The following is a 23078-nucleotide window of genomic DNA, read 5'->3' on the forward strand; positions in this document are numbered from 1 at the left end:
TAGCCGGACACTGAGCTTCGGACCAGATATTCTAAGCACCCCGAACGCTTGACCCGGAGTAAACCCATGACCGACACCGTCGCCTTTGATGCTGAACTCGATGCGAGCGGGCTCAATTGCCCGTTGCCCTTGCTCAAGGCCAAGTTGGAGCTCAATCGATTAGCCAGCGGTGCGGTACTCAAAGTGATTGCCACCGATGCAGGCTCCCAGCGCGATTTCCGCACATTTGCCAAACTGGCCGGGCACACCCTGTTGCACGAAGAAGACGCTGCCGGTGTGTACCGTTACTGGTTGCGCAAGGCCTGAACCGTTTGTTCCCACAGCCCGAGGTTGATTGATGTTCAAAGTGTTACGTGACTGGGTTCAGCGCTACTTCTCCGATGAAGAAGCGGTGGTGCTGGCGGTCTTGTTGTTCCTCGCCTTTACGGCGGTATTGACCTTGGGTGGCATGCTGGCCCCGGTGCTAGCGGGCATGGTGTTGGCGTATCTGATGCAGGGATTGGTGACGACGTTGGAGCGCCTGCGCGTACCCGGCGGGGTAGCGGTTGGGTTGGTGTTCGCGTTGTTCATGGGCCTGCTGGTGGTGTTTATCGTGGTGGTGTTGCCATTGCTCTGGCATCAGCTGATCACGCTGTTCAACGAATTACCGGGGATGCTCGCCAAGTGGCAATCGCTGTTGCTCCTGTTGCCGGAGCGTTATCCCCATCTGGTATCGGACGAGCAGGTGCTGCAAGCCATCGAAGTGGCGCGCGGTGAAATTGGGAAATTCGGGCAATGGGCGTTGACGTTCTCCCTGTCCAGTCTGCCGTTGCTGGTCAACATCATGATCTACCTGGTACTGGTGCCGATCCTGGTGTTTTTCTTTCTCAAGGATCGCGTAATGATCGGTCGTTGGGTGCGTGGCTATCTGCCGCGGGAGCGGGCGTTGATTACCCGTGTGGCGCAGGAAATGAATCGACAGATCGCCAATTACATCCGTGGCAAGGTGATCGAGATCTTTATTTGTGGCGGTGTGACCTATATCGCCTTCATCGCTTTGGACCTCAACTATGCCGCGTTGCTGGCATTGCTGGTCGGCGTGTCGGTGGTGGTGCCGTATGTGGGCGCGGTGGTGGTGACTGTGCCGGTGACATTGATCGCACTGTTCCAGTGGGGCTGGAGTGATCAATTCATCTACCTGATGGCGGTGTACGGGATCATCCAGACCCTGGACGGCAACGTACTGGTGCCGCTGCTGTTTTCCGAAGCGGTCAACCTTCACCCAGTGGCGATTATCTGCGCGGTGCTGTTGTTTGGTGGGTTGTGGGGGTTCTGGGGAGTGTTCTTTGCGATACCCCTGGCCACGCTGTTCAAGGCCGTGCTGGATGCCTGGCCGCGACAGGAACCGGTGGTGGCGCCGCTGTTGTAGGGGCGAGCTAGCCCGCCCCGCAGCGTTTGTTCAGGCCTTGTTCAAGGCTTGGGCGGCGGCCAGGACGGCATCTACATGGCCTGGCACTTTGACGCCCCGCCATTCCTGGCGCAGCACGCCATCTTTGTCGATCAGGAAGGTGCTGCGATCCACACCCAGGTATTCCTTGCCATACAGCTTTTTCAGCTTGATCACATCAAACAGCTGGCAGACTGCCTCATCTTTGTCGCTGATCAGCTCAAAGGGGAACTGCTGCTTGGCCTTGAAGTTCTCGTGGGACTTCACGCTGTCGCGAGACACGCCGAATACTTCCGTATTGGCTGCCTGGAACGCCGCGTGCTGGTCACGAAAACCCTGGCCCTCGGTGGTGCAGCCTGGTGTGCTGTCCTTCGGATAGAAGTAGATCACCACTTGCTTGCCCTTGAGGGCGGCCAAGCTGAAGGTCTGGCCACTGGTGGCCTGGGCTTCGAAGTCGGCTACGGGTTGGTCGATGACTACCGCCATGGGTACTTCCTTACATTGGGTTCTGTGGGCGCCACGGTTCGATCAGGGCGTCGAGGTTCAACGCATCGGCGAAATCCAGGAACTGATCGCGCAGCCAGCTGATCTGCACTCCAGCCGGCAAAGTGACGGTAAAGGTGGCATTGAGCATGGTGCCGCCGGTCTGGGGCGCCTGGTAGGTGTCGCACGTCAGGTTTTCCAGCTCGACGTTATGGTCGATGAAGAACTGGCACAGCTCATTGACGATGTCCGAGCGGTAGGCCGAACTGACGTAGGCAACGTATGGCAGGGCCTGTGGGCGATTCTCCAGAGCGGCACTGCGTACCACATTAACGGTGAAATCATGCTTCTTGGCCAGGCCCGGCAGACCGGTCTCAAGGCGCGCCAGGGCGTCCCAGCTCCCGGAGATCTGCAGCACCAGGGCGCTGCACTCGCCATGGCGAGTCAGCCGAGAGGTTACGACGGCGCAGCGGTTTTCATGGCTGGCGCGGCACAGGACGTTGGTCAGCTCCATGGGGTTGGCGCCGAGGGCACTGATAACAAGGAATTGTTCGCGAACTGTGGGGGTGGACATGCAGCCTTCCTAAAGCGATGAGCGGTCGATACCGAGATGGCCGTATCGATCAAAGGATCAAGGGTAGCGAAAAGCGTCGCCAAGGGCTAGGAGGTGGCGTTTTCATTGCGTCGTTCAGCGGTTTTCACTGCTCGTCAAACCGTGCTCTGGCCCGATGATGGCGTTGATCGATGTTTAGTTGCGTCAGAACGCATCCTCACGCGGTACTTCGCTTGTGCAAGCATCTTGGCGCCAGTACCATTACGGCTCTCTTTTTCCGGCAGGAGCGGTTGCATGATTGCGGGCAGTATGGTGGCACTGGTCACACCCATGGATGCACAAGGTCATCTCGACTGGGACAGCCTGGGCAAACTGGTGGACTTCCACCTGCAAGAAGGCACCAACGCGATCGTTGCGGTCGGCACCACGGGTGAATCGGCCACGCTCGATGTGGAAGAACACATCCAGGTCATCGAGTTCGTGGTCAAGCGCGTTGCCGGTCGTATCGCGGTCATCGCCGGTACCGGTGCGAATTCGACGCGTGAGGCGATCGAACTGACCAAAAACGCCAAGAAAGCCGGTGCCGATGCCTGCTTGCTGGTGACCCCGTACTACAACAAACCAACCCAGGAAGGCCTTTACCAGCACTTCCGCACCATTGCCGAAGCCGTCGACATTCCGCAGATCCTCTATAACGTGCCGGGCCGTACCGCCTGCGACATGAAGGCCGAGACCGTGATCCGCCTGTCCACCGTGCCGAACATCATCGGCATCAAGGAAGCCACTGGTGACCTGCAGCGCGCCAAGGACATCCTGGCCGGCGTGAGCAGTGACTTCCTGCTGTATTCCGGTGACGACGCCACCGCTGTCGAGCTGATCCTGCTGGGTGGCAAAGGCAATATCTCTGTGACCGCCAACGTGGCCCCTCGCGCCATGAGCGACATGTGCGCCGCCGCACTCGCCGGCGATGCCGACAAAGCCCGAGCAATCCACCAGAAGCTGATGCCGCTCAACAAAGAACTGTTTATCGAATCCAACCCTATTCCCGTGAAATGGGCTCTGTACGAGATGGGCATGATGCCGGACGGTATCCGTCTGCCGCTCACCCGCCTCAGCGAAGCCTGTCACGAACCGCTGCGACAGGCCCTGCGCCAGTCCGGCGTCCTGGTTTAATTGAGGAAGCACTACGCATGAAGCGATTGGCCGGACTTTCCGCACTTGCCTTGATTATCTCCAGCACCAGTGGCTGCGGTTGGATCTGGGGCCCGGAAGGCTACTTCCGTGACCGCGGCAGCGATTACCTGGAAGCCCAAGCAACCAAACCGATGCAATTGCCGCCGGACGTCAATGTCGCTAAGCGCCTTGACCCGTTGTTGCCGATTCCACGCAATGTTGCCGATGACACCACCAAAGGCGAGTACGTGGTGCCACGTCCACAGCCGATCGCGGCCGTGGCTGATGCCAGCGACTACAGCCTGCAAAAAAGCGGCGACTCGCGTTGGATCGTGGCGCAGCGCCCACCTGCCGAAGTCTGGCCGGTGGCGGTGCAGTTCTTCCAGGACAATGGTTTCCGCATTGACGAACAGCGCCCGCAGACCGGTGAATTCACCACTGCCTGGCAGCAGGGCAGCGAGTTGTCCGCCAGTATGGCCAAGCGCCTGCAGGCCGGCGGTGTCGCCTCCGGCAGCGAAACGCGCGTCCGTGTGCGCATTGAGCCAGGCGTGCAGCGCAATACCAGTGAAGTCTATGTGGTGAGCGCCGAGCGTCCTGCCGGCAGCACAGCCAACGTCGACTTCACCAACCGCTCGGTCAACACCGGCGTCGACTCGGCATTGGTCGATGAAATGCTGGCCAGCATGAGCCGTATTTCCGAGAAGGGCGGTTCGGTTTCCCTGCTCGCTGCGCGAGATTACGACACCCCGAGCCGCGTCAGCCTCACCGAGGACGGCAGCGGTAACGTGGTGCTGAACCTGGGTGAAGACCTGGATCGTGCCTGGGCCAGCGTAGGCCGTGCATTGGAGCAAGGTCCATGGCGTGTGGAAGACATCAACCGCAGCCTGGGTCTGTACTACATCAACGTGGCGGAAAAGGCCGAACGTAAAGACGACGAACCGGGCTTCTTCGGCAAGCTGTTCGGCAGCAAGCCGACCAAGGAAGAAGTCGAGACCCGCGCCGAGCGTTATCAGGTGCGTTTGAGCAAGGTTGGCGACGCCGTTCAAGTCACGGTCGAGAAGAACATCAACACCGTAGCGCCGGCTGAAACAGCGCGCAAAGTGTTGGGTGTGATTCAGGACAACCTGGGCTGATCCGATGCGTTTTGCCGTTCTCGGCAGCGGTAGCCAAGGGAACGGCACGCTCGTCGCCCATGACGACACCTATGTGCTGGTTGATTGTGGTTTCTCGTTAAGAGAAACCGAGCGCCGCCTGCTGCGCCTGGGGGTTCACCCTGCGCAGTTAAGCGCGATTCTGGTGACCCACGAACATGCCGACCATGTGCATGGCGTAGGTTTGCTGTCTCGGCGCTACAATCTTCCGGTGTATCTGAGTCGCGGTACCTTGCGCGGGATGCGCAAACCCATTGAGCCTGCGGGTTTCCTGGCCGGTGGCGAGACCTTTCGGATCGGTGCCTTGAGCATTGATGTGGTCGCCGTAGCGCATGACGCTCAGGAACCCACGCAGTATGTATTCAGTGATGGCGAGCGACGTTTCGGTGTGCTCACCGACCTGGGTTCTTACTGCGCCAAGGTGCTTGACGGTTACCGTAATCTCGATGCCTTGATGATCGAGTCCAACCACTGCCGTGACCTGCTGGCTCGTGGTCACTACCCCTACTTTCTCAAGCAGCGGGTGGGCGGCGAACTGGGGCATTTGAACAACCACCAGGCGGCGTACCTGGTGTATGAGTTGGGCTGGCAAGACCTGCAACACCTGGTCCTGGCCCACTTGAGCAGCAAGAACAACCTGCCGATGCTTGCCCGGCAATGTTTTGTCGACACCCTTGGGTGCGACCCGGACTGGCTGCAACTGGCCGATCAAGATTCAGGGCTCGACTGGCGACATATCGCCTAGCCCACCTCACTCAAAGCGGAGCCCATCATGGAAAAACGTGAAGAACTCTACCGCGGCAAAGCCAAGTCGGTGTACAAGACCGACGACGCCAACCGCCTGATCCTGCTGTTTCGCAACGACACCTCGGCGTTCGACGGCAAGCGCATCGAACAGCTCGATCGCAAGGGCATGGTGAACAACAAGTTCAACGCCTTCATCATGCAGAAGCTCGAAGCGGCCGGTATTCCGACCCAGTTCGACAAGCTGCTGAGCGATAACGAGTGTCTGGTCAAGAAACTGGACATGATCCCGGTCGAGTGCGTGGTGCGTAACTACGCCGCTGGCAGCCTGGTCAAGCGCCTGGGTGTGGAAGAGGGCATGAAGCTCAATCCGTACACCTTCGAGTTGTTCCTGAAGGACGATGCCAAAGGCGATCCCTTCATCAACGAATCCCACGTCGTGGCCTTTGGCTGGGGCACCGCTGAGCAACTGGCGCGCATGAAGGAGTTGTCCCTCAAGGTCAACGACGTGCTGAGCAAGCTGTTCGACGACGCTGGCCTGCTGCTGGTGGACTTCAAGCTGGAATTCGGTGTGTTCCACGACGGCTCCATTGTCCTGGGCGACGAATTCAGCCCGGACGGCTGCCGCCTGTGGGACAAGGCCACTAAGAAGAAGATGGACAAAGACCGCTTCCGCCAGGGCCTCGGTGACGTGATCGAAGCCTACGAAGAAGTCGCCAACCGTCTTGGCGTACCGCTGTAATCGACGCAAGCATCTGATAGCACGGAAAAAAATCTCGTAAGAGCTTTGCTTCCATGAAACAGGCTGTTATGATGCGCGCCGTTGGAGAGATGCCAGAGTGGCCGAATGGGACGGATTCGAAATCCGTTGTACCTTCACCGGTACCTAGGGTTCGAATCCCTATCTCTCCGCCATTACAGAAAAACCTTTGTAAATCAATGAGTTACGAAGGTTAAGAAACAGCGATTTGTAGCAGTGGTTTGCAGCATTCTTTGCAAAACTACAGCGATCAAATCGCTGTTTTTTTTCGTCTGTCTTTTTAATCAGGTGATCCTGGCTGTCTAGTCTCATTAGCCAGTATCCTCTGTGGGCGTCTATGGTGCGAAACGGCGGGGTTCCCCTCGCTTTGCTCAGCACGCGAGCGAATATGCGTTAGACGCTCTTGCTTTGCGGCACAGACCGTTTGACGAACGGCATTAATATGGGAAGGGGTGAACCAAGGTAGTGTTGCTTCTAAGACAAATGTCAGTGAGGATGGAGGCATAACGCCACCAAGGAAAGGGTCACCATGTCTTACCAGATCGTCTGTCTAGCAAACTCGTGGAAGCACAAGGCACGTTGTGTTGCCGGAAAAATCGTTAGTGGCAAATATAAAGGCTATTGGGTTCGACCTGTCGGTAACAGAGAAGAAAACAGAGCGATTTTGGATGCGGAACGCCAGTACGCTACGGGAGGATTTGCGGTCCCTCTTGACGTAATGCAAATTTCTTTTTCTGCTAAGCAGGAAGGAACATTTCAGCAAGAAAACTTGATTATCTCTGGTGAAAAATGGCAGCGTGTAGGGCGACTGACAATTGCTGATTTAGCCGGTTATATGGACTCACCAGATAAGCTTTGGGAGAACGGTCACGACAGTACCTATGGCACCAATGACAAAGTCCCTAGTGTTTTTCTGGCCAGCCCAATCAAATCCCTATATTTAATTCGGCCGGAAAACGTCCATATCAGGGTTGCTATGGAGCATGGTGATAAGCCAAAGGTTCGGGTTTTTTTCGACTATAACGGCGTAAAATATGGTCTGACCGCGACTGATTCATCGTTGGTATTTGATTATCAAAATAGAGCGGTTGGGAGCTATCAGCTAGCCAATATTTCCTATTTGACGATTAGCTTAGGTGAAAAACTTCCCTCTGGTGACAGCTACAAGCTGATCGCCCACGCTTTCTGAGGCTGCCAATGAAAATATTCACTATCGGATTTACAGAGAAAAAAGCAGAACGTTTTTTTTCTCTCATAAAATTATCTGGCACCAAGCGGGTTGTTGACGTTCGATTGAATAATATTTCTCAGCTCTCAGGTTTTGCAAAAAGAGATGACTTGAAATATTTTTTAAAAGAAATATGCGACGTCGACTACGTTCATTTGCCAGAATTGGCACCTACAAAAGAAATTTTGTCGCCATACCAGAAAAAAGAAATTTCTTGGCAGCAGTATGAAGATAAATTCCTCAATCTTATGGCGAAGCGAAATATTGAAAAGCACGTAAAACCAGAAATTATTGATGAGGGATGCTTGCTTTGCAGTGAGCACCAACCGCACCACTGCCACAGACGTCTGGTTGCAAATTACCTCAAGCAAGCGTGGGATCAATCTGATGCAGTTGTCAAAGATTTAGTATGAGCAAAGAAGCAAAGGTCTTGATCGCATATCCTATTGACTTTCTTTCATATTCCAAGTTTGAAAGAAAAGTCGATAAAATTATCAGCTCTCTTGAAAAAGTAGAGCTGATTTACGTGCGTGATGAAAACGAATTCATAGAAAATTATTCGAAGTCGAAAGGTTTGCATGTCATGCGTTTGGGCTCCGATGATGACGCTTTGGATAATGTTACGCATGCGATTCTTTTCCAGGACGAAGAAAGAAACTGCTTTTTCATGCTCTTTAATAAGTTGCTTGACAGAAAAATACCTATAAGAAAAGTAAACTTGAAAATAACCAAGGTCTCAAATAAGGATTTAGGTGATAGCTATGATGTTTACATTGGCAGGGGGACTCTTTGGGGTAACCCTTACCAAATGGGCAAAGAGGGGACACGCGACGAGGTAATAGCCAAATTCGCTTATGATTTCGAAAGGCGTTTTCTCAAATTGCCGGAACAGTTTGATATGAATATTGAAAAGTTAAGGGGTAAAACGCTAGGTTGTCACTGTAAGCCGGCGGCTTGTCATGGAGACGTAATTGCAAATTACCTAAACTCCCAAGATGATGGTGAGTAAATTCGGATGTCATAAAGGTACTAATCGTCCAGTCATGTTTAAAAGCTTTCTAGTTTCTAATCGGTGTTCATCAGTGTCGCTAAAGCTAGTTACTTTGTCCTTAATTGGTCAATTTTCTTCTGTTCTTCAAGTTTCTTGCGTTGAAGCCAAAGGCCAAGAAATGAGCTTTCAGTACTTTTCTGAGTGAAAATGTAAATCAAGGTACTGATACTTGCACCCGCAAAAGCAATGATAATTCCCCATTCATCGTTCCTTGGCATGCCTTTATCAATCATCAGATAGCCAATGGTTAGCAGTGCAGCAATATTGAATAGTGTTGCGATGATTTTCATTTTTCACTCCCTGACAATTTACCATCGGCCCAGCTTAATAATTCCTGTTGTTTTTGTCTATCCAAAAACAGTGTTAAACTGCCACCATTTGAGCTGCAGTCACTAGGGGTGTGAGCATGGATACAAACATGGGTAGTTTGGAGTTGTTTGATTTATCACAGTTGAATTATAAAAAGCGTCAGCATTATGTTTCGAAATTTTATCTGAAGTTATGGCTGGCTGGTGAAAGAATATTTGTCAAGAGAAGTGTAGGGGAAGTGTTCTCTGTCTATCCAAAGACAACCGCTGATGATGTAGCTGTTGAAAATTATTTTTACGAGATTGAAATGGATGATGTGGTCTGGGATATGTTGGACTACACATATAGTGAGAAGGCAAAAAAAAGTCCGCTTATTAAAAAAATTCTGCGGGAATTACTTTTTTTGAAATTGGCGGATGACACCATTAATAAAGGAGTTGGGATTGTCAACGATCATAAGGTGTTAAGGGATAACGCTAAAGAAATTCTTAAGCATATGAAAAAGCATCATCTTGAAGATGCTTATGAGGAAATTGAGACTGCTGTTTCCACTGAAATAAATGCATTCAGTAAATCTCAGGGCTCTACTGTATTTGTTCCGCCAACTGCTGAGACGTTCAAAAATATTTTGGTTTTTTACAGTTTTCAATTGTTTAGGACTAAGGGGAGGATTACTTTAGTTGAGCAAAAAATATCTCAGTTGCTTCTAGAACGTGGCGATGAGAAATTCATTCTGACACCTGTTCAAAAGCAATCGGTTTTGAAATGTATGTTGTATATTCAGGCTTATGAGTTTTGCCTTCAGCTTGAGAAAGCTGGATGTAGCATGGTAATTTCAAAAAACCATACGAATTTGAATTACCTGACGTCTGACTGTCCGGCAATGTATTTCGATGAAACTGTCAACCAGCCGGGGCTGAAAGCTTATGGGGCTATGCCCTTAACACCAAGGCTTATGGTTCAAATCAGTGTGCCTGATATTAGTAGAAAAACTGGCACGATTGGACTGCAGGATGTATATGACATAAAAATAGTACAGATGACAAATAAAATTATTGAAAAAGAGTCGCATGAACTGTTGTTCGCAAAAACAATGAAAGACTTCGAGTTGTCTGAAATTGCGGTTGATACTTTAAAAGTCTAATGCTTGCACAGGGGCTAGTTAAAAAGGCAGGCATCAAGCAAGCAAAGAATGTGCATTATCAGAATTTAGAGTGCTCTTGAATGAACCAAAAAAAAGCGAAAGTCAAAAATCAAAAAGTGACCTTGCCTAATGGTGACGTCATTGATATGCACGAACGCCATGATTTTGATAAGCCCACGAAATTGCTCTTACAACACATGGCTGCCGGGGTGTGTTCAAATCCCGATTGTCTGAGTTATACAATTGGTGCGAATTTGGTACGTAATAATTACGCTGGTAATGGTATTGCTGCTCACATTTGTGCGGCCGCTCCCGGTCCCGGTGCTGCTCGATACAATAAAAATCAGACCAAGTTGGAGCGTAGTTCCTACAAGAATGGAATTTGGCTTTGTGGGTCTTGTTCAATAATCATTGATCGCGATGAAGCCCGCTATTCAGTTGATCTATTAAATGAATGGAAGTTGAAGGCTGAAAAACGTTCAATGTCTATGGTCGGAACAAAGTCTTTAACTCAATTTGAATTATCTGAAGGCATACGCACGGAGGTTTTTCGGGCTTTAACGCTAAATTTTAACAATATGGTAAACCCTTTTAAATTCCCAGTTCAATCTGTTCATCTCGCCTACACCGACGCAATTAAAAAACTTGATTCACGCTTTGACGTGATGGTGGAAATTTCTGATTCAGGGACTCTCCATACAATTACCCCAAAACCCGGTCAGAATCCAAAAATTACGCTTGTTCTTCGCAATGAAGAAAAGCGGGGTGAGATGAGTCAGCGGTGGTCGGATATGCTAAGAAAAGGTCATCCTCTTGAAGTCTCATTAAATGATATAGGCTTTGAAGGTTCACCGTTATTTGAAGCGATTGTTACCGAAAGAGGAGTAGATGGTCGGTTGGTCATTAGTCCAAATCAGCCAGATATTCAAACAATCATGTATCTAGTTGCTAAAAATGGTTCTGAATTTGAGGTTGGCACCTCACTCTCTACAGTGGTTTCTGGTTCTGATGAGTTAACAATACGTGGTTCGTTTTTAGATGGAATGTTCTCCTTTGTGTACTGTAGTTTGAAAGATAGAAAAGCGGTTAAATTGGATTTCTCGTTTAATTTGGAGATTTGGCAAGATCGCGAAATTCGTAATCTGCCCCATTACCATAAGGCTATGAAAATAGCTAAGTTTATTCATCAACATACACATGTTCAGATTGGTGTTGACTTGATATTTGGCTCTAATAGTGTCCGGATTGGTGAGGAACATACTGCTGAGTATAGAGAGTTCTTAAGTGTTTTTCATTGGCTAGTACGCATGGTTGAGAAGGGCAAAGCCATAGCTAACAAAATAAAAACTCCTTTGCTAATCCGTTCATTGCTAATTGATGAAGAGGATGAAAGCCGAATTAATAATCTATACCCCTTGGTAGATGGTCCTCTTGAACAGATAGTGGCGGCGGGTGAAGAGATATGGGATGCGTTCTACGAGAACTACGAACCTACCCCCCTTGATGGTCATTCTGGAAAACCGATTCAAGCTGATGTTCAGATAAAAGAGATGCAGGCCAAACCCTTCAATCTGTTTGGTAATATTATTCAGACCCCTTGCTTTGAGACAAGAATCAAGGGGTTCATGCCTGTGATTGATCAGTCAAATACTAATGACGATGGTAGCGTGAACCTGAAAATTGTCTCCATTGATGGCACTCAGATGATTAGCTCATTAGCTGAAGGAGACTGGACAATTTTGTAGCAGAATTTTGTAGCAAAATACTCGAAATTGCCTGTAGTTGTTGGTTTTGACGGGTTGTGGAGTATGATTCTGAACGTCCCTATCTCTCCGCCATTATTGAATAACCAAAAGCCCCTGAAAGGTTTAATCCTTTCAGGGGCTTTTGCGTTTCCGATTGCTTCATTTTAGAGGTGGGTTGTGTCCAGTGCGAGCACCAGCGTCCTTCACTTAAACACTAGCCCCTCACTCCCCAAAGCCTGCGCCATTTGCGCAAACTGCGGCAGCCGCGCGACATATTCCGTTTCGAACGCCAAATACCTATCCTGCGCCGCCACGTAACGAATCTGCGGTTTAACCCGTGGGATGTCCTTGGAGGACAGTTTCAATACATCGTTGCTGCACTGGTTCCACAACCACGCCAAGGTGTGGGTGCCGAAGGTTTGCGTGTGATAACTCCACACCCACCAATCACCGTGGCCACGGGCAACGTCCAACCGGCCGTGAAAGGTGCGCAGGGTGATGACTTGCCTGGGCTGAGTGACCAGCAGGCGCGTGTCCTGGCGCACTTCGCTGCCGAAGCCGTCCAGTACCGCCTGGGTGCTGGTGCCGGTGACGAAGTTAAAGCGCCATGCTAGCAGCACGCTTTCCTGGTAGCCGGGGTGTTCGGGGTTGGGGCGCGCGCCTTCGCTGAATAACAGCACCTCATCGCCTCCCAGGTAAGCGGTGGCTGCGCGCAGTTGATAGGCTTCAGCCGGCATCGGTTTGGCGGCAATGGTGACCGGTTGTGCAAGGTATTGACTCCAAATCCAGCAGCACGGGCCGTTGTGCTGCATAAACAGCAAACGGTTGGGGCCGATGGGCAGGAGGGTCAGTTCATCGGGGTGTTCGAAAATGATCTCGCTGGTCTGCGCGGTGATGCGCCAGATCCGCGTCAATGCCTCGGGTTCGTAGAGGCGTTGACGCTCGAAGACTTGATCCTCGACCACCACGCAGGGATCTTCAAACGCCGGCCATTGCGTCTCGACGGGGCCGAAAACCTCAACGCTGTTGCCCTTGCGGATCTCGTATTGATAGCGATCATCCGAACGGTACGCGCCGCGCGTTACCTGACGTTTCCACAGGCTGCGTTGAACGTTGGCATCGATCAGTTGCAGATCGGCGCCGTCCACGCCGTCTTTGCGGAGTTCGAGCATGTCCTGCTCGGTAGGCGGCCAGGCGTTGTAATCGATCAGGAAGCATAACCAGCTATCGTCCTCCTGCTCAGTGATCGCGGCCCAGCCGTTGCGATAGTTGCCTTCGTGCACATACGTTGGGCCTGGGTATTCATGTACGTCCTGCAGCCACTGGAGCTTGCTGCGTTTGGGCTTGGCTGCGGGCGGTGTTTGCGCTTGGATGAGTGTCGGCTTGAAATGCAGGGCTGTCTTCTGTCCGCACCAATGTTGGGTAAACCGCTCGCGCTGATTGGCGGGGACAATCACCGGGCGGTAATCGTCGCCCCCCGCGTCGAGGTTCCACAGGTCGAAGCCTTCGCGCGCCAGTGCAGTGGCCAGCGCTTCGAAGCACACCTCGGGCATTTCATTGCAGAGTTCATCCAGCAGCGTTTCGAAGGCCGCGCCGGAAAACACGCTGATGTGGGGGTAGACAGGTGGCAGCAGTGACAGCCATTCGCCGCCGGGGGTTTTCCAATCGATATGCACTAACGGATTAAAACCAGCAGTCATCACATCAGCCTCCCCCTGGAGTTTTGTACCTGTGCATCATAGAGCAAGAATGCAAGGCCAAGCGGCCGAGGCTCAATACAGCCGCTCGCGCAACAGAGTGTTCGGGGTTGTGCTTCTGACCGGTTTGAGCACGGTGGTGCTGGCCTGGTTGTTGACGCGCAGTATGTTCGGTCCGCTGGGCCAGTCGATGCGCGCCGCGCAAGCGTCGCCCGGGGCGAACTGACCCAGACCGTGCAGGTCAGTGGCAACGATGAAGTGACCCGCTGGTTCGTGGGGTGTTTTTGCGCTAGTTCACGGTGACGTCCTTCACGATCTCGATATTGATCGCCTGCCACTCACCGCCCGGACCTCTGACCCGTTCGTAGGTCACGACTTGCCCAGGACGCAGTACCGGCTCACCGTTATAGCTGAAGAAAACCTCTTGCTCGCCGTAGGGTATCGTCTCGTTGCTGGTGGGAATTGCAGTCTGTGGAGTTTCAATGGGCATGGCCGTTCTCCTTTTTCAGTGCAATACGTGGCCGGTTGTGGCCGGTAAGCGTGTGGGGGTTATTTTTCGACTTGGACTTTGTCCGCCTGCATGCCTTTCTGTCCCTGCACAGCCTCGAAAGTGACCTTTTCCCCTTCGGTCAGCGTTTTGAAGCCGGTGCCCATAATCGCTCTGAAATGCACGAACAGGTCAGGCCCATTCTCCGGGCTAATAAAGCCGAAGCCCTTGGCTTCGTTGAACCACTTCACAGTGCCGTGTTGTCTGTCGCTCATTGCTCATATCCTCGAAGCCTTGGTGTCTACCGTCAGTCGAGTCGACCTGACGACGGTATCCATAATCAAAGTTCCGATGAGTCTGGGCGTCAACGCGTCACAAGACCGGCGGTACTGTCATTCTTGACAGGTTCGCCACCCTTGGAAATACGCCAGACTACGCAGTTATTGTCTGAAAAATCAGGTTGAGGACCCAGGTTTGGACGGTTCTAGCCCCTGGCGGATTTTTTCCAGCAATTGATCGATATGAAATGGCTTGGTGATCAGGTCCATGCGTTCGCCGAGAAAATCCTGTCGGTTTGCCGCGTTTTCGGCGTAACCGGTCATAAATAGGATCGGTAGCTCCTCGCGCATGCCCCGTGCGTGGTCCGCCAGCTCGCGACCGGTCATGTAGGGCAGACCGAAATCGGTAAGCAGTAGGTTGATTGTTGGATCGGCCCGCAGCATGACAATGGCCTCGTCGCCGTCCGCTGCCAGGCTGCAGCGGTAGCCCGCATCCATCAGGACTTCGGCCACGAAACCGCGCACAGACGGCATGTCTTCGACCACTAGGATATGTTCGCCGTGACCCATGCCTGGCAATGCTTCTACCTTGATGGCCTGGGCCGCAGGACCGTCGGCAGCGGGCAGCATGATGGTCACTTCGGTGCCCTGGCGGGTCACGCTGCGGATCTGTGCGTCGCCGCCGGACTGGCGCGCGAACCCGTAGATAGTCGACAGGCCCAGGCCGGTGCCTTGGCCCACCGGTTTGGTGGTGAAGAACGGGTCGAACACCTTGTCGATGACGCTGGGTTCGATGCCCACACCGTTGTCGCGTACCGACAGGGCAATGTACGGGCCGTTTTCCAGCTTGGGGTTACCGGTGGAATACGCCGGGTAGGTGGTGACCCAGATGATCCCGCCTTGTGGCAGGGCATCCCGGGCGTTGATCACCAGGTTGAGCACAGCGCTTTCCAGTTGAATCGGGTCCACCATCGCCACAGCCGGGTTGTTGGTCAGCTCCAGATTCAGCGCGATGTGCTCGCCGATGGTGCGCATCAGCAACTCTTCCAGGGAACGGATATGCGCGTTGATATCGGTAGGGCGCGTATCCAGAGGCTGCTGGCGCGCGAATGCGAGCAGGCGGTTGGTCAGGCCGGCGGCGCTCAGGGCGGAGTTCAGCGCGGCGTCGGCATAGCCCAGTACTTTTTCGGTGCGCTGGCTCTGGATGCGTTTTTTGATCAGTTCCAGGCTGGTGATGATGCCGGTCAGCAGGTTGTTGAAGTCGTGGGCGATACCGCCAGTGAGCTTGCCCAACGCATCCATCTTCTGCGCCTGCAGCAATTGGGCTTCGGTGCGCGCCAGTTGGCTCGCGGCGTTGGCCAGTTCGGCCTGTTGATGCCGTTCGCGATGGCGATGCTCGGTCACGTCTTCAACAAACACCAGGCTCAGGCCGGCGCGGCGGTAGGGTGAAATCTGCCACTCGGTCTCGCGCAACTGGTCGTCGACCTTCATCAGCAAGGTGCCTTTCCAGCGTTCACCAGCGGCCAGGCGCAGGCACAGCTCCTGGATCACGGCCAATTGATCGGCGGCGAAGCATTCCAGCAGAGCGTCTGGGTTGAGGTTGTCGTGAATCAGTTGAGCGAAGGCGTGGTTGCACTCGTGGACTTTGAGCTGCGCGTCCATCACTGCGATAGGCGCACTGATGTTGAAGAAAATCTCACGAAAGCGTGCCTCACTCTCGCGCAAGGCGTACTCGGTGTCGCGGACCCGCAACAAGGTGCGCAGGGTGGCCAGCAGTACTTCAGGGTCCACCGGGTGGATCAGGTATGCGTCGGCGCCGGCGTCCAGGCCGGTTATGATATCGCCGGTCTCGATCGAAGCCGCCGACACATGCACCACCGGCAGCAACGCGGTGGCGGGGTCAGCGCGCAGGCCGCGCACGATGTCGAAGCCGCTCATGTCCGGCAGGTTGACGTCCAGGATCAGCGCATCGATGGTACGGCTGGCGATCAGGTCCAGGCCGTCCTGACCGGTGCCGGCCTCCAGCACTTGGTAGTGATGGTTCTCCAGGCGCCGGCGCAGGGCGTAACGCGTGGCGGCGTTGTCGTCGACGATCAGCAGTTGGATGTCACGTTTCATCGACGGTCTCGTTGGCGATGGAAAGGGGAATGACCACAAAGAACAACGAACCCACGCCGGGCGTGCTTTCTACCCCAACCCGGCCGCCCAGCAGCTCGGCGAAGCGCTTGCACAGCGACAGCCCCAGCCCGGTGCCCCGCAGGCGCTTTTGCAGCGGCGAGTCGATCTGCGAGAAATCCTCGAACAGGTTGCTGTGCAGTTCGATGGGGATGCCAAGGCCGGTGTCCTGCACCGCGAAGCGGATCTCCCGCTCGTTCTCCATGCGCGCCGACACCCGCACCTCGCCCTGCAGCGTGAACTTCAGCGCGTTGGAGATAAAGTTGCGCAGGATCTGCGCGAGCTTTTTGTCATCGGTATAAAGCTTGGGCAGGCCGGCGGGCTCTTCGAAGATCAGGTCCACCGACGACGCATCCACAATCGGCCGGAACATGCCACGCAGGGCCGAGAATAGGTCGAACATATCGAACCAGGCCGGGGAGATGCTGATGCGCCCTGCCTCGATCTTGGCCAGGTCCAGCAGATCGTCGACCATCTCGCGCAGTTCTCGCGCCGAGCTGCGGATAAAGCCCACCTGGGTGTGTTGCTCGGGGCTGAGTGGGCCGTCGAGTTCATCGTCCAGCAGGCTGGTGATACTCAGGATCGAGCCCAATGGAGTACGGAACTCGTGGCTCATATACGACAGGAAGCGGCTCTTGAGGTCCGAGGCCTGGCGCAGTTGATCGGCTTGGGTATCCAGCTCGGCATACAGCGCCAGCACGCCTTGGTTGGTCTCGTCCAATTCGGCGCGCAGCGCATCGGCCTCTTGACGCAAGCGCTGGACTTCTGCGGCGAGCGAGGCAGTGGTATCAGCCATCGATGGCCTCCAGGGCAATCACGAAAACGGTGACGTCATCCCGGCCGCGACAGAAGTCACGGTGCAGGATGGCGGCGATCAAAGCCGGGTGGCGGTGCGTCAGCCCGGGGTAGTCGGCCAGGTTCCAGCGTGACTGCAGGCCGTCGCTGAACAAGATCAGCAGCTGGCCGCTGACCTCAGCGTAGTCGAATGGCTGCGCCTTGCGAAACTGCACGCCGACGATGCCTGGATGAGACGCCAGACCGCGGGACTTGCCAGGGCCGATCAGGCTGGCGCCGATATTGCCCACGCCGGTAAAGCGCAGGCTGCCGGTCGCCGCGTTGTATTGCGCCACGGCCACGGCACCGCCACGGGTACCGCTCATGCCGGCGTGCATATCTGCCATCAGCAGCGTCGCTTCGTCAAAGGCGCCCCGTGCGAACACCTGTTCGCCGTCCCGCGCGGCGCGTTCGGCTTCGCTGCCATGACCCAGCCCATCGGCCACCATCACACTGAAGCGGCCGGGTTCGATTGCCAGGTGCCAGGCATCGCCGCAGGCCGGGTCGTCATGCAGGGAGTGTTGGCTGACCCCGTAACGTATGTCCTTGGCCGTTGAGGCTCTCGGATACAGGCGCGCGAGCATCGCCGTACCGCGTGGGTCGGCGTACACATCGAACACTTGGGCCACCCGTGAAATGGCGCCCATGCCGATGCCCTGGGTGCCGCCGGTGGAAAACCCGTCCACCAGGCAGCTGTCCAGGTCAAAGCCCTGGCCGCGATCCACGGCGATCATCTCCACACCGCCGTTGCCGGTGGCGCGCAGGTGCAATTGGCCGTGGGCGGCATGCTTGAGGATATTGCTGCTCAGTTCGGTGGCCACCAGGGCCACGCGACCGGCGTCGGTTTCGTCGAAGCCCAAGTGTTCGGCGAGTTTCTGTGCGGTACGTCGGGCGTGACCAATCTGGCTCACATCCTCGATCAACAACACCTGCGTGAGGGCGCTGGGAATATTCAGGACCATCGAGTGATCGTCACGCGGGTGCCCTGGCCGGGTGCGGTATCCAGTTCGAATTCGTCCACCAGGCGCTTGGCGCCGGTCAGCCCCAGGCCGAGCCCGCCGCCGGAGGTCCAGCCGTCGGTCATCGCCAGTTTGATATCGGGAATGCCTGGGCCTTCGTCGCGAAACGTCAGACGAACGCCGGAGCGCAGGTCTTTCTCGACTATTTCCCAATCCATATACCCGCCGCCGCCGTAGACCACCGTGTTACGCGCCAGCTCACTGACGGCCGTGACCAATTTGGTCAGGTCGATCAGGCGCATGCCGCAATCCTGGGCCAGTTTGCGGACCAGTTGTCGAGCCAGCACAACGTCCTGTTCGATCAGCACGGGATGAGTGCCATTGCTGGCCAGGGTCATGAGTTTTCTACCCGCTCGCGCAACAGCTTCATGCCGCGTTCGACATTGAGTGCGGTGGCGACTCCAGGCAAGGTCATGCCCAGCTCCACCAGGGTAATGGCCACTGCCGGCTGCATACCCACCAGCACGGTCTGTGCATCCATGATCCGCGAGAGCCCGGAGATGGTGCCGATCATGCGGCCGATAAAGGAGTCGACCATGTCCAGCGCCGAGATATCGATCAATACCCCACGCGCCGAGGTGCGGTTGATGCGTTCGGACAGGTCGTCCTGCAGCGTCAACGCGAGCTGGTCGTGCATATCCACCTGGATGGTCACGAGCAGAAACTCGCCCATCTGCAAAATCGGGATGCGTTCCATGGTCAGACGGCCTTGGTCACGGTCACGCCCAGACGCTTGAGGGACAGGGCCAGGGCGTCGGCGAGATTGGCCTTGGTGACTACGCCTTGCAGGTCAAGGCCCAGGTGAACGATGGTCTGGGCGATCTGCGGGCGCACGCCGCTGATGATGCAGTCGGCGCCCATCAGGCGAATGGCGGTCACGGTCTTGAGCAGGTGCTGGGCCACCAGGGTATCGACGGTCGGCACGCCGGTGATGTCGATGATCGCAATTTCCGCGCCGGTGTCGACGATGCGTTGCAGCAGCGATTCCATCACCACCTGGGTGCGCTGGGAATCCAGGGTGCCGATCATCGGCAGGGCCAGCACGCCGTCCCACAACTTGACCACCGGCGTGGACAGTTCCAGCAGTTCTTCCTGCTGGCGTTTGATCACCAGCTCGCGGGACTTCTGGAAGGTACGGATGGTGTGCATGCCCAAGGCGTCCAGCAGCTCGGAGATTTCCCATAGCTGTTCGGCCAGTTGCGCTGGCTGCTCGGCATATTCGCGTTGCAGCAGGGCGAAGAGCGGGCCTTTGAGGGCGAAGATGAAACTGGCGGTTTGTTGCGAGTCCTGGCCGACCAGTGCGCGGCTGTGGGACAGCTTTTCCAGGAGTACGCGGGTTTCGGCCCAGTTCTCCTGGTTAACGTTCTGCGAACCGCCTTGTTCCAGGGCTGCAATCAGTGTGTTCAGGAAGTCGTTGGCCTGTTGTTTCAGGTCGGCTTCCTTGACGTTGCGGGTGGCACCCGAAGCTTCGAGGCTTTCGATCCATGTGGTCAACAAGCTGAGTTTGTTGCTTTGCAGCGCCTGAACGGTAGTCGCGTGAAGTGTCGCCATTGGAAAGCTCCTGGATGCCTGTTATATGCTGCGCGCAATCTATACCAAAATGTGTGGTTTGAAACGGTTTACGCTAATTATTCCGGGGGATGTCTACAAAGTGCGTCGCGCCACGTTCATGGCCCTCGGGTACTATAGATCGCCCCCCCTAGTCGGCCAGTGTTTCCCGTGATTATCAATTTCGATCTCAATGACCTTCAGGCCTTTCGTGCCGTGGTGGACAAAGGCAGTTTCCGCGGCGCTGCCGAGGCGATCCGCATCTCGCAACCGGCCTTGAGCCGCCGCATCGAAAAGCTCGAATCGGCGCTGGACGTGAAGCTGTTCGAGCGCACTACCCGGCGCGTCAGTCTGACCATGGTGGGACGCGCTTTTCTCCCGCAGGTCGAACGCATGCTCGACGACCTGGACCTCGCCCTGATGGGTATCAGCAACGTGGCATCGACGCGCATGGGCAACGTCACCATCGCCTGCGTGCCTTCTACCGCGTACTACTTCATGCCTCACGTGATCTCCGAATTCCACAAGCTCTACCCGAAGATTCGTCTGCGGGTACTCGACGCCAGTGCCGGCGAGGTGTGCAGTGCGGTGGAAAGCGGCGAGGCGGATTTCGGCGTGAGTTTCAGCGGCAGCCTGGCCGATGAGGTGGAGTTCGAACTGTTGTTGCAAGAGCGCTACGTGTTGGCGTGCCGGCGTGACCATCCGCTGGCCGGACGCGCCAGCGTGACGTGGGCCGAAGCCTATGAGCACGACTACATCAGCGTGGACAAGACCTCGGGCAATCGTTTTCTGCTCGACCAGGCCTTGCGTGGCGTGCGCGTTAAGAAGCTGAGTATTTGCGAGACCCACCACGTGACCACCATGATCGGGCTGGTAGAAGCGGGGCTGGGGGTGGCGATGGTGCCGTCGATTGCGATGCCAGCGTGCGAGCACCCGATTCTGGTGAGCGTGCCGCTGGTGGAGCCGCAGGTGATGCGCAATGTGGGCTTGATCAAGCGCCGCGGGCGGACTTTGCCGCCAGCGGCGCTGGAGTTGGAGCGCTTGGTGCGCGAGATGCCGTTTCGGTCAGTGTGACACTGAGTCCAGGCCGGTGGCCCGCACCGCCGGTTGCACCTCGGGAGAGGCAAGGAACTGCAGCAGCGCCTTGGCCTGCTCAGGGTGCTCGGCGTTCACCGGAATGCCCGCGGCGAAGCGCGTCACCGATTGCACGTCTTCAGGGATCTTGCCCACAAAGGTCACGCCCGGTACCGGCAACAGTTCCGCCACCTGCTGCAAGCCCACATCGTAATCACCCTTGGCTACCTGCTCGGCCACCGGCAGGCGTTCGATCATGGTGCCCTTGGCCGGCATACCGAGTTTCTTGAACAACTCTTTTTCCACATACACGCCGCTGGCACTGTCGGAATACGCCACGGACTTGGCGTTGCTGAGCACAGCCTTTAGCTCGGCGTCGGTGCCAATCGCTGGTTTTGGCTGCCCTTGCTTGACCACCAGGCCAATGCGCGAGTCGGCCAGTTCCACCCGTGAAGCGGGGTCCACCTTACCTTGTTTGATCAACTCATCCAGGGCATAGCCGACCATGATCACCACGTCGGCATGCTCGCCGCGGGCCAGGCGGTTGGGAATCGCTTCCGGCGCCTTGCCCATGGATGGGCCGAGAATAGTGTCGAGGGTGTCGCCGCTACGCTGGGCATATTGCGGGCCCAGCACTTTATAAGCTGCGGTGAAGCCGCCGGACGTCATCACCTTGAGCTGTTCGGCCTGGGCCGTTAGTGCCAGGGCGCCGAGGGCGAGGGCGGTCAGGGTTTTGAACATTGATTTCATCACACGGCCCCCTGCATCACTTGACCACGGGCGTTGGCGCGGCGGTACAGCGCCAGGGTCGAGCACAGTGCACACAGCGCGGCGAACATCATCCAATAGGCCGGCGAGGCTTTGTCTTCGGTGATGTGAATAAACCAGGTGGAAATAGCCGGGGTGAAGCCGCCGAAGATCGCGGTCGCCAGGCTGTAGGCCAGAGAGAAACCCGCCACGCGCACTTCCACCGGCATGATTTCGGTCAGCGCCGGGATCATGGCGCCGTTGTACATGCCGTACAGGAAGGAGAACCACAGCAGGGTTTCCAGCATATGCGCAAAGCTCGGCGCGTTGACCACGTAGGACAACGCCGGATAGGCCGTGAGCACGGTCAGCGCAGTCATGGCGATCAGCACCGGTTTACGACCGAAACGGTCACTGAGAGTGCCGCCGATGGGCAGCCAGACGAAGTTGGAGATGGCCACCAGCAAGGTCACCAGCAGTGCGTCGGAAGTGCTCAGTTGCAGCACGGTCTTGCCGAAGGTCGGTGCGTACACGGTGATCAGATAGAACGCAGTGGTGGTCATGGCCACCATCAGCATGCCGCCGATGACTACGGTCCAGTTCTTTACCAGGGTTGCCAGCACTTCGCGCATGGTCGGGCGATGCTTGCGGTTGGCGAATTCTTCGGTTTCCTGCAAGTTGCGACGCAGTACAAAGATAAACGGGATGATGACGCAACCCACCGCAAACGGAATGCGCCAGCCCCAGTCGGCCACCACCGACGGTTCCATCCACACGTTCAAGCCATAACCCAGCGCGGCGGCGACCACGATGGAGATCTGCTGGCTGCCCGATTGCCAGCTGGTATAGAAACCTTTGCGGCCCGGCGTGGCCATCTCGGCCAGGTACACCGACACACCGCCCAGTTCCGCGCCGGCCGAGAAGCCTTGCAGCAGGCGACCGAGCAGCACCAGCAGCGGCGCCCACAGACCAATGCTGTGATAGCCCGGCACCAGCACGATCAACAGCGTACCGCTGGCCATGATCGATAGCGTCACGATCAGGCCTTTGCGGCGACCCACGTCATCAATATAGGCACCCAAAACGATTGCACCCAGGGGTCGCATCAGGAAGCCTGCGCCGAACACGGCGAAGGTCATCATTAATGACGCAAACTCATTAGCGGCGGGGAAGAACGCGGCGGCAATGTAAGTGGCATAGAAGCCGAACAGAAAGAAGTCGAACTGTTCGAGGAAGTTACCCGAAGTAACGCGCAATACCGCGCCCACTTTGGAGCGGGCAGAGTCAGGCCGGGTTGAGCTAGTCATGGTGTTGTGTCTCCAGCGTTCTTTTTAAAGTGCTTGTTTCGCTTAAGACTTGGGATAGTGGCTGACACATTTAGAAATGATAAGTGAAAATTTTGGATTTATTGATGCGTAATAGCTATCAATCAAGAAGGCGGCCAAACCCTTT

At 55.6% G+C, this 23078-nt stretch carries 27 protein-coding genes and 1 tRNA gene; 14 read left to right on the forward strand and 14 right to left on the reverse strand.

Translation table 11 applies throughout. The features are described from left to right. The first annotated feature begins 66 nt into the window (after window positions 1–66). Entirely contained in the window at window positions 67–306 is a 240-nt protein-coding gene (locus ABX75_RS20870) for a sulfurtransferase TusA family protein (protein WP_034096397.1), read from the forward strand. 31 nt (window positions 307–337) lie between these two features. After that, window positions 338–1408, forward strand: coding sequence for an AI-2E family transporter (locus tag ABX75_RS20875; RefSeq protein WP_034096398.1), 1071 nt, complete (start codon window positions 338–340; stop codon window positions 1406–1408). Between the two features lie 30 nt (window positions 1409–1438). Here the strand turns inward: ABX75_RS20875 and ABX75_RS20880 are convergent, their stop codons facing one another. After that, on the reverse strand, window positions 1439–1912 hold the full coding sequence (locus tag ABX75_RS20880) for a peroxiredoxin (protein WP_034096399.1): 474 nt from the start codon (window positions 1910–1912) through the stop codon (window positions 1439–1441). A gap of 10 nt (window positions 1913–1922) precedes the next feature. After that, entirely contained in the window at window positions 1923–2483 is a 561-nt protein-coding gene (locus ABX75_RS20885) for a glycine cleavage system protein R (protein WP_003189463.1), read from the reverse strand. Window positions 2484–2756: 273 nt separating this feature from the next. Here ABX75_RS20885 and dapA point away from each other — a divergent pair, with 273 nt between their 5' ends. The 8 genes from dapA to ABX75_RS20925 all read left to right on the forward strand — a co-directional run bounded on the left by dapA (window position 2757) and on the right by ABX75_RS20925 (window position 8527). Further along, complete coding sequence (dapA, locus tag ABX75_RS20890) at window positions 2757–3635, forward strand: 4-hydroxy-tetrahydrodipicolinate synthase (RefSeq protein ID WP_034096400.1); 879 nt, start codon at window positions 2757–2759, stop codon at window positions 3633–3635. Window positions 3636–3652: 17 nt separating this feature from the next. Further along, window positions 3653–4768 (forward strand): outer membrane protein assembly factor BamC, encoded by a 1116-nt coding sequence (bamC, locus tag ABX75_RS20895; protein ID WP_034096401.1) that lies wholly within the window; start codon window positions 3653–3655, stop codon window positions 4766–4768. Window positions 4769–4772: 4 nt separating this feature from the next. Beyond that, window positions 4773–5531: an MBL fold metallo-hydrolase gene (locus ABX75_RS20900; RefSeq protein WP_034096402.1), complete on the forward strand. Its 759-nt coding sequence runs from the start codon at window positions 4773–4775 to the stop codon at window positions 5529–5531. A gap of 27 nt (window positions 5532–5558) precedes the next feature. Next, window positions 5559–6272 (forward strand): phosphoribosylaminoimidazolesuccinocarboxamide synthase, encoded by a 714-nt coding sequence (purC, locus tag ABX75_RS20905; protein ID WP_034096403.1) that lies wholly within the window; start codon window positions 5559–5561, stop codon window positions 6270–6272. A gap of 83 nt (window positions 6273–6355) precedes the next feature. Then, a tRNA-Ser gene (locus tag ABX75_RS20910) sits at window positions 6356–6445 on the forward strand. Window positions 6446–6819: 374 nt separating this feature from the next. Further along, window positions 6820–7479, forward strand: a complete 660-nt coding sequence (locus ABX75_RS20915; protein WP_034096404.1) for a hypothetical protein — start codon at window positions 6820–6822, stop codon at window positions 7477–7479. Window positions 7480–7487: 8 nt separating this feature from the next. Continuing rightward, on the forward strand, window positions 7488–7931 hold the full coding sequence (locus tag ABX75_RS28660) for a DUF488 family protein (protein ID WP_082136185.1): 444 nt from the start codon (window positions 7488–7490) through the stop codon (window positions 7929–7931). After that, window positions 7928–8527 carry a DUF4326 domain-containing protein gene (locus tag ABX75_RS20925; RefSeq protein WP_034096406.1) on the forward strand — a complete coding sequence of 200 codons (600 nt, stop codon included), beginning with the start codon at window positions 7928–7930 and terminating at the stop codon, window positions 8525–8527. Before ABX75_RS28660 ends, ABX75_RS20925 begins: the two co-directional genes overlap by 4 nt. 89 nt (window positions 8528–8616) lie before the next feature. Here the strand turns inward: ABX75_RS20925 and ABX75_RS20930 are convergent, their stop codons facing one another. Further along, the gene (locus ABX75_RS20930) at window positions 8617–8859 is read right to left on the reverse strand and encodes a hypothetical protein (protein WP_034096407.1); all 243 of its coding nucleotides are present in this window, start codon (window positions 8857–8859) and stop codon (window positions 8617–8619) included. Window positions 8860–8975: 116 nt separating this feature from the next. Between ABX75_RS20930 and ABX75_RS20935 the strand changes: the two genes are divergently transcribed. Together ABX75_RS20935 and ABX75_RS29145 are read left to right on the forward strand one after the other, a co-directional pair. Then, window positions 8976–10022 (forward strand): DUF4238 domain-containing protein, encoded by a 1047-nt coding sequence (locus tag ABX75_RS20935; protein ID WP_082136186.1) that lies wholly within the window; start codon window positions 8976–8978, stop codon window positions 10020–10022. Window positions 10023–10102: 80 nt separating this feature from the next. Beyond that, window positions 10103–11767 (forward strand): hypothetical protein, encoded by a 1665-nt coding sequence (locus ABX75_RS29145; protein ID WP_144419312.1) that lies wholly within the window; start codon window positions 10103–10105, stop codon window positions 11765–11767. Between the two features lie 203 nt (window positions 11768–11970). On the opposite strand, the gene ABX75_RS20945 is transcribed toward ABX75_RS29145, so the two are convergent. After that, window positions 11971–13467 carry a hypothetical protein gene (locus ABX75_RS20945; protein WP_047882580.1) on the reverse strand — a complete coding sequence of 499 codons (1497 nt, stop codon included), beginning with the start codon at window positions 13465–13467 and terminating at the stop codon, window positions 11971–11973. A gap of 49 nt (window positions 13468–13516) precedes the next feature. Here ABX75_RS20945 and ABX75_RS29150 point away from each other — a divergent pair, with 49 nt between their 5' ends. Next, window positions 13517–13690 carry a hypothetical protein gene (locus tag ABX75_RS29150; protein ID WP_236238685.1) on the forward strand — a complete coding sequence of 58 codons (174 nt, stop codon included), beginning with the start codon at window positions 13517–13519 and terminating at the stop codon, window positions 13688–13690. Window positions 13691–13753: 63 nt separating this feature from the next. On the opposite strand, the gene ABX75_RS20950 is transcribed toward ABX75_RS29150, so the two are convergent. From ABX75_RS20950 to ABX75_RS20985, 8 genes are all read right to left on the reverse strand, one after another. Continuing rightward, entirely contained in the window at window positions 13754–13954 is a 201-nt protein-coding gene (locus tag ABX75_RS20950) for a cold-shock protein (RefSeq protein WP_034096411.1), read from the reverse strand. Between the two features lie 59 nt (window positions 13955–14013). Then, complete coding sequence (locus tag ABX75_RS20955; RefSeq protein ID WP_047882581.1) at window positions 14014–14226, reverse strand: cold-shock protein; 213 nt, start codon at window positions 14224–14226, stop codon at window positions 14014–14016. Window positions 14227–14406: 180 nt separating this feature from the next. Beyond that, on the reverse strand, window positions 14407–16347 hold the full coding sequence (locus ABX75_RS20960) for a response regulator (protein WP_040267596.1): 1941 nt from the start codon (window positions 16345–16347) through the stop codon (window positions 14407–14409). After that, window positions 16337–17200: a sensor histidine kinase KdpD gene (locus tag ABX75_RS20965; protein WP_034096414.1), complete on the reverse strand. Its 864-nt coding sequence runs from the start codon at window positions 17198–17200 to the stop codon at window positions 16337–16339. Before ABX75_RS20965 ends, ABX75_RS20960 begins: the two co-directional genes overlap by 11 nt. Further along, entirely contained in the window at window positions 17193–18200 is a 1008-nt protein-coding gene (locus tag ABX75_RS20970; protein ID WP_082136187.1) for an ATP-binding protein, read from the reverse strand. The genes ABX75_RS20965 and ABX75_RS20970 overlap by 8 nt, the downstream gene beginning before the upstream one ends. Continuing rightward, complete coding sequence (locus tag ABX75_RS20975) at window positions 18191–18595, reverse strand: anti-sigma regulatory factor (protein WP_034096415.1); 405 nt, start codon at window positions 18593–18595, stop codon at window positions 18191–18193. Before ABX75_RS20975 ends, ABX75_RS20970 begins: the two co-directional genes overlap by 10 nt. Continuing rightward, window positions 18592–18954 carry an STAS domain-containing protein gene (locus tag ABX75_RS20980; protein ID WP_034096416.1) on the reverse strand — a complete coding sequence of 121 codons (363 nt, stop codon included), beginning with the start codon at window positions 18952–18954 and terminating at the stop codon, window positions 18592–18594. The genes ABX75_RS20975 and ABX75_RS20980 overlap by 4 nt, the downstream gene beginning before the upstream one ends. A gap of 2 nt (window positions 18955–18956) precedes the next feature. After that, complete coding sequence (locus ABX75_RS20985; RefSeq protein ID WP_034096417.1) at window positions 18957–19808, reverse strand: STAS domain-containing protein; 852 nt, start codon at window positions 19806–19808, stop codon at window positions 18957–18959. Between the two features lie 168 nt (window positions 19809–19976). Here ABX75_RS20985 and ABX75_RS20990 point away from each other — a divergent pair, with 168 nt between their 5' ends. Next, complete coding sequence (locus ABX75_RS20990; RefSeq protein WP_034096418.1) at window positions 19977–20879, forward strand: LysR family transcriptional regulator; 903 nt, start codon at window positions 19977–19979, stop codon at window positions 20877–20879. Here ABX75_RS20990 and ABX75_RS20995 read toward each other — a convergent pair. Together ABX75_RS20995 and ABX75_RS21000 are read right to left on the reverse strand one after the other, a co-directional pair. Then, on the reverse strand, window positions 20871–21629 hold the full coding sequence (locus ABX75_RS20995; protein ID WP_034096419.1) for a substrate-binding domain-containing protein: 759 nt from the start codon (window positions 21627–21629) through the stop codon (window positions 20871–20873). The genes ABX75_RS20990 and ABX75_RS20995 overlap by 9 nt on opposite strands. Beyond that, window positions 21629–22933 carry an MFS transporter gene (locus ABX75_RS21000; RefSeq protein WP_034096420.1) on the reverse strand — a complete coding sequence of 435 codons (1305 nt, stop codon included), beginning with the start codon at window positions 22931–22933 and terminating at the stop codon, window positions 21629–21631. The genes ABX75_RS20995 and ABX75_RS21000 overlap by 1 nt, the downstream gene beginning before the upstream one ends. Between the last annotated feature and the right edge of the window lie 145 nt (window positions 22934–23078).

Origin of the sequence: Pseudomonas sp. ARP3 (genome assembly GCF_001029595.1) — a bacterium.
GTDB lineage: Bacteria > Pseudomonadota > Gammaproteobacteria > Pseudomonadales > Pseudomonadaceae > Aquipseudomonas > Aquipseudomonas rhodesiae.